Raw genomic sequence first — 9,656 nt, 5'->3', positions numbered from 1 at the left:
GACACAAAAATTGCGCCAAACTGCGTGCGGATAGCGGTCGGTCCGTCGGAAGGATGATCGAGCAACATCGTCGTCTCCAGGTTGGGTGGTATTGCCACCTCAGTCTGGCCTCAGACTTGGTCGCTATCCACTCCCCATGGAATCTTCGTCGCTTCGCTCCTCGCAATGACGGTGGAGGGAGCTGGCTCGTTCGGGGGCGCCTAGGCTCGCAGCGGGCGAAGGGCTCGAGTTGGGCAAGGTGTCGCCACATTCTCCGTCATTGCGAGCGTAGCGAAGCAATCCAGAATCTTTCCGCGGGTGGCAGCCTGGGTTGCTTCGTCGCAAGAGCTCTTCGCGATGATGGCGCTGCGCTGGCCATGACGATATGGCGCGAGCCGTCGCTGCCTACGACAGCCGCATATCCAGCAGCCTTCGTCCTTCGCCCCTCAGCAGCTTCTTCACCGCGCTCGAGGCCACGACCACGCCGTCATTGGCGTAGGCTTCGTGGTTCTTCTCGATGTCGTCGAGGCGGTAGAGGTAGTTGACCATCACGCCGGCCGACTCCCGCACGCCCTTCGGCGAGAGATCGCCGAGCCAGTTGATGCGCTCGAGGCGGGCGCCGTTGCCGAGATGGAAGCGCGCGACGGAGTCGATCAGCTTGCCCTTCGGCGTGCGCGCCTTGAGGAAGTAATACGCCGCGAGCGGTTCGATCACGCCACGCAGCAGCGTTGTCGTCTCGGGGTTCTCGAACCATTTGGAATCGTCGAGACGCTTCAGCACTTCGCGGTCCTCGTCCGACAGCGGCAAATCCTTGTCCTGCTTCACCCACGGCATGAAGCCCGGCACCGGCGACAGCGTCACGAAATTGTCGAGCTTCGGCGTTTCCCGGCGCAGCTCCTCCACCACCTGCTTGATCAGGAAGCTGCCGAAGGAGATGCCGCCGAGACCGCGCTGGGTATTGGAAATCGAGTAGAACACGGCGGTGCGCGCCCGCTCGATCGGGACGGATGTGCGATCGACCGCGAGCAGCGGCGCGATCGCGCCGGGGATGGTCTCGGTCAGCGCGACCTCGACGAAGATCAGCGGCTCGTCGACCATTGCGGGATGGAAGAAGGCGTAGCAGCGGCGGTCGACCGGATCGATGCGGCGGCGCAGATCGTCCCAGTCGCTGATCTCGTGTACGGCTTCGTAACGAATGATCTTTTCGAGGATGTTGGCCGGGGTCGACCAGTCGATCCTGCGCAGCACGAGAAACCCCCTGTTGAACCACGAAGAGAGAAGATGCGAGACGTCGCGATCGAGCGCGGCGAGATCGGTGTGTCCGTTCATCATACCGAGCAGATCGGCGCGCATGTTGACGAGATCGCCGGTGCCGCCGGGCGCGCGGTTGAGGCGGCGGATCAGCTCCTGCCGGCGCGGCTCGGAGGCGAAGTGAAGGGCGCTGGCATCCTCGTCGGCCGGCTTGGCACGCCATGTCTCGATCGCCTTGGACAGGCGTTCCCGATCCGGGCCGAAATCACGCACCAGTGCTTCGAAGAAGGCGCGGCGTCCCGTCTCATCCAACTCCTGGTAGGTGTCGAGCACCTCACGCGCCATGGCAGTGCCCGAAGCTTCGCCCCGGCCCGACAGCAGCGCACCGCAGAGCTCGATCAGCCCGTCGGCATCCTGCGTGGTGTCAGCAGAATCCCCGCGACGAAGCAGCGTGCGGCCACGCTCGGAGATGGTGGTGAGCAGGTCGGAGAAGAAGGCGTTTGCCATCTGAGCTTTCGTGTCAGGTTTGTGCGGTGCGGGAAGCTTACACGGGATTTAGGTGGAAGCCGATCACAATCAAGCGCAGGAATAAGGCATGCTTGTCATGCCTTTCCCGCAAATTTCGTCGGCGTCCGCCCCGTCACCTGGCGGAACGCCGCCGAAAACGCCGGCACGCTGGCATAGCCGAGCTGTGTCGCGAGCTGCTTCACCGACACGCCGGCATCCGTCGACAGAAGCTGGATCGCTGCCGCAATTCTTGCGCGCTGGCACCAGCTCTTGAAGCTCAATTGCGTCTCTGTCGAAAACAACCGCGACAGCGTGCGGGCGGAGGTTCCGACCTCGCGCGCCAGCGTGTCGATGTCGTGCAGGCCGGTCGGATCATCGAGCACGATCATGGCCGCGCGCCGGCAGCGCGGCTCGTGCGGAAGCGGCACGAAGGTCGCGGAATCCTCGGCCTGGACCAATTCCAGCATCACCAGGCGAACCAGCAGATCGGTCCGCTCCTCGGTATTGCGGACGTCGAACAGCGCGAGGATCGCCTGATTCAGCAGCGGCGACACCCGCACCACGAATTCCTTGGTCAGTCCCTCATGGCGCTGCTCGCGCTTCAGCCAGGACAGGTCGAAATACAGCGTGCGCATCTCGATGTCGGCGAGCAGGTCGATGGCGTGCTCGAGCCTCGCGGGGACCCAGACCGCGCGGTCCGGCGGCACCAGCCAGCGCCCCTCGGGCGTCGTCACCTGCATGGTGCCCTTGGCCGCATAGATCAGCTGCGCCTCGCGGTGCATATGCAGATCGATCCGCATGCCCTTGGGATAGTCGCGCGCAACCAGGTGCACCCCGGCGGTCGAGCGGTGGTTGCCCCGGACCTCCCGGAGGATTGGCGTTTCGACGACAGTCATTGGCAGCATCCCGTAATGCGCCTGACATATAACTCATTTCGGAGCAGGAGAGGATTCCCATGAACAGCCCCAGCCGGGTGATCAGTTTCGTCAACGCCGGTCATTTCATCGACCATTATGCGATGCTGATCTTCGCCGCCGCCGTGATCATCATGGGACCGGCGCTCGGCATGGCGTATTCGGAACTCCTGCCCTACGCGACGCCAGGCTTCGTCGCCTTCGGTGCGGGCTCGCTGCTCACCGGCTGGCTCGGCGACCGCTGGAGCCGCCGCCACATGATGCTGATCTTCTTCGTCGGCATCGGTCTTTCCATGATCTCGGTCGGCTTCGTGCAGACCCCGGCGCAGCTCGGCGCGGCGCTGTTCACCATCGGCATTTTCGCCTCGATCTATCATCCTGTCGGTACCGCGATGATCGTGTCTTACGCGGACAAGCTCGGCCGCGAAATGGGATTGAACGGCGTCTGGGGCAATCTCGGCGTTGCCTCGTCGGCGCTGGTCACCGGCGTGATCGGCCAATATCTCGGCTGGCGTTTGGCCTTCATCGTCCCGGGCGTCGTGACGATCATGATCGGCATCGCGTTTGCGATGATGGTCGTGCACGAGGACCGCAAGGGCTCGAAGCAGGCCGCGGCGCAGGCGCGCGTCGCCAAGCAGGACATGTGGCGCGTGATCCTGTCGCTGCTGATCGTGGTGATCGCAATTTCCACCACGTTCAATGCCGTCACCGTCGCGCTGCCAAAACTGTTTGCGGAGCGGCTTGCCGATCTCACCAAAAGCCCGGCGTTGCTTGGCGTCATCGCCGCCTGCGTCTACGTGTTCGGCGCGATGACGCAGTACACGATCGGCCGGTTGCTCGACCGCTATTCGCTGAAGACGGTGGCGCTGCCGCTGTCCTTCATGCTGGCGCCGTTCCTGTATCTGGCCGCGAGCCTGTCCAATTTGCCGCTGATCCTGGTCTCGATCGGCATCGTCATGGGCGCGTTCGGGCAGGTCACGGTCAACGACGCCATGGTCGGCAAGTACACCAGCGAGGAATGGCGCTCGCGCGCCTATGCCGTGCGCTATTTCATAGGCTTCACCGCCGCCGGCGCGTCAGTGGGTCTGGTCGCCTGGCTCTACGAGCAGGGCGGCTTCGTCACCATGCTGCACGCCTTCGCCGCGCTCTGCCTGCTCGCGATCGCAGCGGCGATCATCCTGCCGCGCGAAATCAGGACACCGCAGGCGGTGTGAGGGAGTTCACGCTGTCTCTTCGTCATTGCAGGCGAAGCGAAGCAATCCGGAATCTTTCTGCGAAGGGACTCTGGATTGGTTCGCTTCGCTCGCAACGACCGGAAGGTCGCGGCACGTCACGCATGCCGCCCGATGATGCCATTGTGCCGGTGTTTTGCCCGACGGAGCAAGTGGTTTCGGCAAAGACGAAATTTCTTCAACCTTTTCAACCCCATCTCTACTGTGCATGGGGTTGTTTTCGCGTTTTTTGTTGTTGCCCCCCAACTCGCCGCAAGCGACGGGAACCCGCTCCGCCTCCCGCGGGTTCTATCCCCGTCCGGCACCTTGCCGGAGCAAATGAAGGGGGAAGACACCAGCATGCATTGGAGCCTGCTCCGACCGGTCGGCCTTGTCCCCGCGGCTCTTGTCCTCACCACCATTGCGGCCGCTGCCGAGGGCGGCAAATCGGCCGGTCCGTCCGAATTCCTGCTGGTTGCCCAGATCGTGCTCTTGATCGCGGTCGGCCGCGGTCTCGGCGAGACCATGCAGCGCATGGGGCAGCCCTCGGTGATCGGCGAATTGCTCGCCGGCATCCTGCTCGGCCCGTCGCTGTTCGGCTGGATCTGGCCTGACGCGCAGCACGCGATCTTCCCCAAAACGCCCGAGCAGAAAGCGATGATAGACGGCATCGCCCAGTTCGGGATCCTCCTGCTGCTACTGCTGACCGGCATGGAGACCGACCTCAAGCTGGTCAGGAAGGTCGGCAAGGCCGCGATCGCGATCTCGGTCGCCGGCATCCTCGTGCCCTTCGCCTGCGGCTTTGCGCTCGGCGAGTTCCTGCCCGATGCATTGCTGCCGAACCCACAAGCCCGCCTGGTTGCGTCGCTGTTCATGGGCACGGCGCTGTCGATCTCCTCGGTGAAGATCGTCGCCGTGGTCGTGCGCGAAATGAATTTCATGCGCCGCAATGTCGGCCAGATCATCGTCGCGACCGCCGTCATCGACGACACCATCGGCTGGATCATCATCGCAGTGATCTTCAGCCTCGCCTCGCACGGCACGCTGGATATCGCCTCGGTGGCGAAAGCCGTGCTGGGCACGCTGGCCTTCCTCGCCATCAGCTTCACCATCGGCCGCAAGCTTGTGTCTCAGCTCATCCGCTGGGCCAACGACAATCTCGTCAGCACCGCGCCCGTCGTCACGGTGATCCTGCTGCTGATGAGCGTGATGGCGCTGATCACGCACCTGATCGGCGTCCACACGGTGCTCGGCGCCTTCGTCGCCGGCATTCTGGTCGGAGAGTCCCCGATCCTGACGAGGCAAATCGACGAGCGCCTGCGCGGATTGATCTCGAGCTTCTTCATGCCGGTATTCTTCGGCCTGGCCGGCTTGAGCGCCGACCTCACGGTGCTGCGCGATCCCAATCTCCTGATGCTGACCGGGCTGCTGGTCGTGATCGCCAGCGTCGGCAAGTTCGGCGGCGCCTTCGTCGGCGGCACGTTGGGCGGGCTGAACACAAGGGAGTCGCTGGCGCTCGCGAGCGGGATGAACGCGCGCGGCTCGACCGAGGTGATCATCGCCACCATCGGTCTTTCGATCGGCGTGCTCAGCCAGAACCTGTTCACGATGATCGTCACGATGGCGATCGTGACCACGATGGCGATGCCGCCGATGCTGCGCGCGGCGCTGGCAAAGCTGCCGATGAACAAGGAGGAGCAAGAGCGCCTGGAGCGGGAAGAGTTCGAGAAGCGCGGCTTCGTCGCCAATCTCGAACGGCCGTTGCTGGCAGTGGACGAAAGCGTCAATGCCACCTTCGCCGCCCACATTGCCGGCCTGATTGCCGGGATGCGTGGCCTGCCGATCACCGTGCTGCACATCGGCAAGCGCGCCAAGGAGCGGGAGAAGGGGAGCGGCGAGGAAGAAAGCCCGGAAGTGGTGGTGAAGAAGGCCGCCGAGACCGTGTCGGCGCATGGCGATGCCGGCAACGTCGACGTCACGACGCGTGTCCGCAAGTCGGGGCTCGGCGAGGCAATCGGAGATGAGGCAAAGAAGGGCTTCGATCTTCTGGTCATCGGCGTCGACAAGGTCACTGCCGCCAAGGATCGCTTCGATGGCGAAGTTGAGGACATCGCAGCGAAGTTCGAAGGACCGCTCGCAATCCTGGCGGCGAAGGGAAAGCACCTGAAGCAGCCGATGCCCGACGCACTCAATATCCTCGTTCCGGTCTCCGGCAGCGGCGTCTCCAAGCGCGGTGCCGAGGTCGCGGTGGCGTTGACGCAGGCGGCGGGATCAGGCTCGCTCCGCGTGATCTATGTCGCGACGACGCGCGACAAGGGCGCGCAGCGCGGCGCCTCTCGTGGTCTGAGCCAGGAGGCCGGCATCCTGAAGGACGCCAGCGATCTCGCTGCCCGTTATGAGGTCGACATCACCACGACCTTGCGCGTGAACCGGGCGCCGGAGGCGGCGATCCTGCGCGAGATCGAGACCACCGATGTCGATCTCGTGGTGATGGGCGTCGACCGCATCCAAGGCGACCATCTCTCCTTCGGTGGCGTCGCCGACGCCGTGCTCAGGCAGGCGAAGGTCTCGGTGCTGCTGGTGTCGAGCGGCGAGGCGCGGCAGACCTCCACCGAGAAAGCCTAGGACTTCACCTCGGCCGCCGCCGCAGCCTTCGTCGCCTTTTTTGACGCGCGCCAGTTCTCGAAGCGTTGCACCACCACGAAGAAGGCCGGCACGAACAGCACCGCAAGGCATGTCGAGGCCAGCATGCCCGAGAACACCGTGATGCCGATCGACTTGCGCGCGCTGGCGCCGGCGCCGGTCGCGATCACCAGCGGCACGACGCCGAGGATGAAGGCGAACGACGTCATCAGGATCGGACGAAAGCGGGCGCGCGCAGCTTCGATGGCGGATTCCAGCACCGGCTTGCCGTCGCGGCCGTGCAGCTCCAGCCCGACCTCGACGATCAGGATGGCGTTCTTGGCCGACAGCGCGATCAGGAGGATCAGGCCGATCTGGCAGTAGAGGTTGTTGTCGATCTTCAGGCCATTGAGGATCAGCATGGGCCCGATCAGCGACAGAGGCACCGCGAGGATCACCGAGATCGGCGCGTACCAGCTCTCGTATTGGCCGGCGAGGACGAGATAGACCAGCAGCATGGCGAGCCCGAACACCCAGTAGATCTGGTTGGAGACAGCCTTCTCCTGATAGGACATCGCGGTCCATTCGTAACCGGTGCCCGGCGGCAGCGTCTTGTCCGCGATCTCCTCCATCAGCTTCAGCGACTGGCCCGAGGAGTAGCCCTGCGCCGGCAGGCCGATGACGGTCGAGGAGGGATAGAGATTGTAGAGGCTGATCAGCGAGGGGCCGGTGGCCGGCGTGATCGTGGCGACGGTGCCGATCGGGATCATGTCGCCGTTCGAGTTGCGCACCTGCAGGTTGGCGATGTCGCGCTCGGTGAGGCGGAACGCGGGATCGGCCTGCGTATAGACCTGGAACACGCGGCCGAACTTGTTGAACTGGTTGACATAGGACGAGCCGAGATAGGTCGACAGCGCCGCGAACACCTGATCCGTCGTGACGTGCAGCGTCTGGGTCTTGATGCGGTCGATCTCGACGTTGAATTGCGGCACCGAGGAGCGGAACGACGACTGGACGCGCTGCAGCGCGCTCTGGCTCTGGCCGTTACTGACCATCGCGCTCGTGATGGCCTGGAGCTTGCCGAAATCGCTGTTGCCGTCGCGCAACTCGACTTGCATCGAGAAGCCGGCGGCGTTGCCGATGCCCTGGATCGGCGGCGGCGGCAGCACCAGCGTGCGCGCCTCCATGATGACTGCGAGCTTGTCGTTCAGTCCGTAGACCAGCGAGCGCAGATCCTCGCCCGGACCTTTGCGCGCGCCCCAGTCCTTCAGGATGATGTAGGCGACGCCGGCATTGGCAAGGCTGGCGCTGTTGTCGAGCGCGGAGATGCCGGCGATGGTGATGACCTGCTGGACTCCGGGCGTGTCCTTGATCAGCTCGGCCGCTCTGTCGAGCACCTTCTGGGTCCGCTCCAGCGCGGCGCCGTCGGGCAGTTGCACGGCGGCGATCAGATAGCCCTGGTCCTCGATCGGCAGGAAGCCGGTCGGCACCCGGGACAGGCCGTAGCCGCCGATTCCGATCAGCACCAGCGCGAATGCGACCGAGACCGTGGCGTGCCCGCACAGGAAGCTGATCAGCCTTGTGTAGCCCCGCTCGACGCGGTCATAGACATTGTTGAATCCGCGATAGAAGAAGTTGCGCTTCTCCGGCGGCACCGTCGGCCGCAGCCAGAGCGCACACTGCGTCGGCTTCAGCGTCGCCGCGTTGATGGCGGACAAAAGCGCCGTTGCCGCGATCACCAGTGCGAATTGCGAATAGATGCGGCCCGTGAGGCCCGCGAGGAACGAGGCCGGCAAGAACACCGAGATCAGCACCAGGGTGATGCCGACGATCGGCGCGAACAGCTGGTCCATCGCCTTGATCGCGGCGTCGTGGCCGTTCATGCCCTGCTCGATGTTGTGCGCCGCGCCTTCCACCACGACGATGGCGTCGTCGACGACGATACCGATCGCAAGCACGATCGCGAACAAGGTCGACATGTTGATGGTGAAGCCGAGCGCCGCCATCGCGGCGAACGCGCCGATGATGGTGACAGGCACCGTGGTCGCCGGCACCAGCATCGCGCGCCAGTCCTGCAGGAACACCAGGATCACGACCAGCACCAGGAGGCCGGCCTCGATCAGCGTCATGTAGACCTCGTGCACCGAGGCCTGCACGAATTTGGTGGTGTCGAACGGCGTGTCGTACTTCATGCCCTGCGGGAAAGCCTTGGCGAGCTCCGCCATCTTCTTTTCGACCGCCTGCTCGACCTGGAGCGCGTTGGCGCCGGGCGACTGGAACACGCCGATGCCGGTGGCCGGCTGCTTGTTCAGCGAGAAGATCTGGCTGTAGGTCTGCGCGCCCAATTCGACCGAGCCGACGTCGCGCACCCGGGTGACGTCGCCGCTGGTGCCTGATTTGACGATGATGTTCTCGAACTCGGTGGTGTCGTCGAGCCTGCCGTTGACGTTGAGCGTGTACTGGAACGCCTGTCCCGGTGGCGTCGGCGGCGCGCCGACCTGGCCGGCCGAGACCTGCTGGCTCTGCTGCTGGATCGCCTGGATGACGTCCTGCGGCACCAGGCCACGGACTTGCAGCTTGTTCGGATCGAGCCACACCCGCATCGAATACTGGCCGGCGCCGAACACGGTGACGTTGCCGACACCGGGCAGGCGCGAGAGCTCGTCGCGGAGATTGATGGTGGCGTAGTTGCTCAGATAGAGGCTGTCGAAGGTCTTGTCCGGCGAGGTCAGCGTCACGAACAGCAGGATCGACGTCGATCGCTTCTGCACGGTGACGCCCTGGTTCTGCACCGACTGGGGCAGTTGCGACAGCGCGCTGGAGACCCGGTTCTGCACCAGCACCTGCGCGAAGTTGAGGTCGGTGCCGATCTTGAACGTCACCGTCAGCGTATAGGTGCCATCGGAGCCGCTGTAGGACTGCATGTAGAGCATGTCCTCGACGCCGTTGACCTGCTGCTCGATCGGCAGCGCCACGGTGTCGATCACGGTCTTGGCGCTGGCGCCTGGATAGCGCGTGGTGACCTGCACCGTCGGGGGCACCACATCGGGATATTGCGCGATCGCGAGATTGAACAGCGCGACGCCGCCGATCAGGATCATCAGCAGCGCGATGACGTTCGAGAGGACCGGCCGCTCGATGAAGAATTTTGAGATCATGACTGGCGGCCCCT

The 9,656-nt window shown here is 64.3% G+C and carries 5 protein-coding genes; 2 read left to right on the top strand and 3 right to left on the bottom strand.

Features of this window, described 5'->3' with window-relative positions; translation table 11 throughout:
• Positions 1-384: 384 nt before the first annotated feature.
• Entirely contained in the window at positions 385-1,737 is a 1,353-nt protein-coding gene (locus ABIB06_RS15505; RefSeq protein WP_354049096.1) for a malonyl-CoA decarboxylase, read from the bottom strand.
• Between the two features lie 95 nt (positions 1,738-1,832).
• The gene (locus tag ABIB06_RS15500) at positions 1,833-2,633 is read right to left on the bottom strand and encodes an AraC family transcriptional regulator (RefSeq protein ID WP_354049097.1); all 801 of its coding nucleotides are present in this window, start codon (positions 2,631-2,633) and stop codon (positions 1,833-1,835) included.
• Positions 2,634-2,692: 59 nt separating this feature from the next.
• Between ABIB06_RS15500 and ABIB06_RS15495 the strand changes: the two genes are divergently transcribed.
• Both ABIB06_RS15495 and ABIB06_RS15490 read left to right on the top strand, forming a co-directional pair.
• Entirely contained in the window at positions 2,693-3,865 is a 1,173-nt protein-coding gene (locus ABIB06_RS15495) for an MFS transporter (RefSeq protein WP_247347861.1), read from the top strand.
• Between the two features lie 357 nt (positions 3,866-4,222).
• Positions 4,223-6,487, top strand: coding sequence for a cation:proton antiporter domain-containing protein (locus ABIB06_RS15490; RefSeq protein ID WP_354049384.1), 2,265 nt, complete (start codon positions 4,223-4,225; stop codon positions 6,485-6,487).
• Here the strand turns inward: ABIB06_RS15490 and ABIB06_RS15485 are convergent.
• On the bottom strand, positions 6,484-9,642 hold the full coding sequence (locus ABIB06_RS15485; RefSeq protein WP_354049099.1) for an efflux RND transporter permease subunit: 3,159 nt from the start codon (positions 9,640-9,642) through the stop codon (positions 6,484-6,486). The genes ABIB06_RS15490 and ABIB06_RS15485 overlap by 4 nt on opposite strands.
• Positions 9,643-9,656 lie beyond the last annotated feature (14 nt).

This window comes from Bradyrhizobium sp. LB8.2 (assembly GCF_040548035.1).
GTDB lineage: Bacteria > Pseudomonadota > Alphaproteobacteria > Rhizobiales > Xanthobacteraceae > Bradyrhizobium.
Note: the sequence above shows the minus strand (reverse complement) of the source record. Positions and strands in the feature narration are given on the sequence as shown.

What these genes read in the sequence shown, in the direction of transcription:
- ABIB06_RS15505 (WP_354049096.1), bottom strand. Translation starts at nt 1,737, where the DNA reads ATGGCAAACGCCTTCTTCTCCGACCTGCTCACCACCATCTCCGAGCGT.
- ABIB06_RS15500 (WP_354049097.1), bottom strand. Translation starts at nt 2,633, where the DNA reads ATGACTGTCGTCGAAACGCCAATCCTCCGGGAGGTCCGGGGCAACCAC.
- ABIB06_RS15495 (WP_247347861.1), top strand. Translation starts at nt 2,693, where the DNA reads ATGAACAGCCCCAGCCGGGTGATCAGTTTCGTCAACGCCGGTCATTTC.
- ABIB06_RS15490 (WP_354049384.1), top strand. Translation starts at nt 4,223, where the DNA reads ATGCATTGGAGCCTGCTCCGACCGGTCGGCCTTGTCCCCGCGGCTCTT.
- ABIB06_RS15485 (WP_354049099.1), bottom strand. Translation starts at nt 9,642, where the DNA reads ATGATCTCAAAATTCTTCATCGAGCGGCCGGTCCTCTCGAACGTCATC.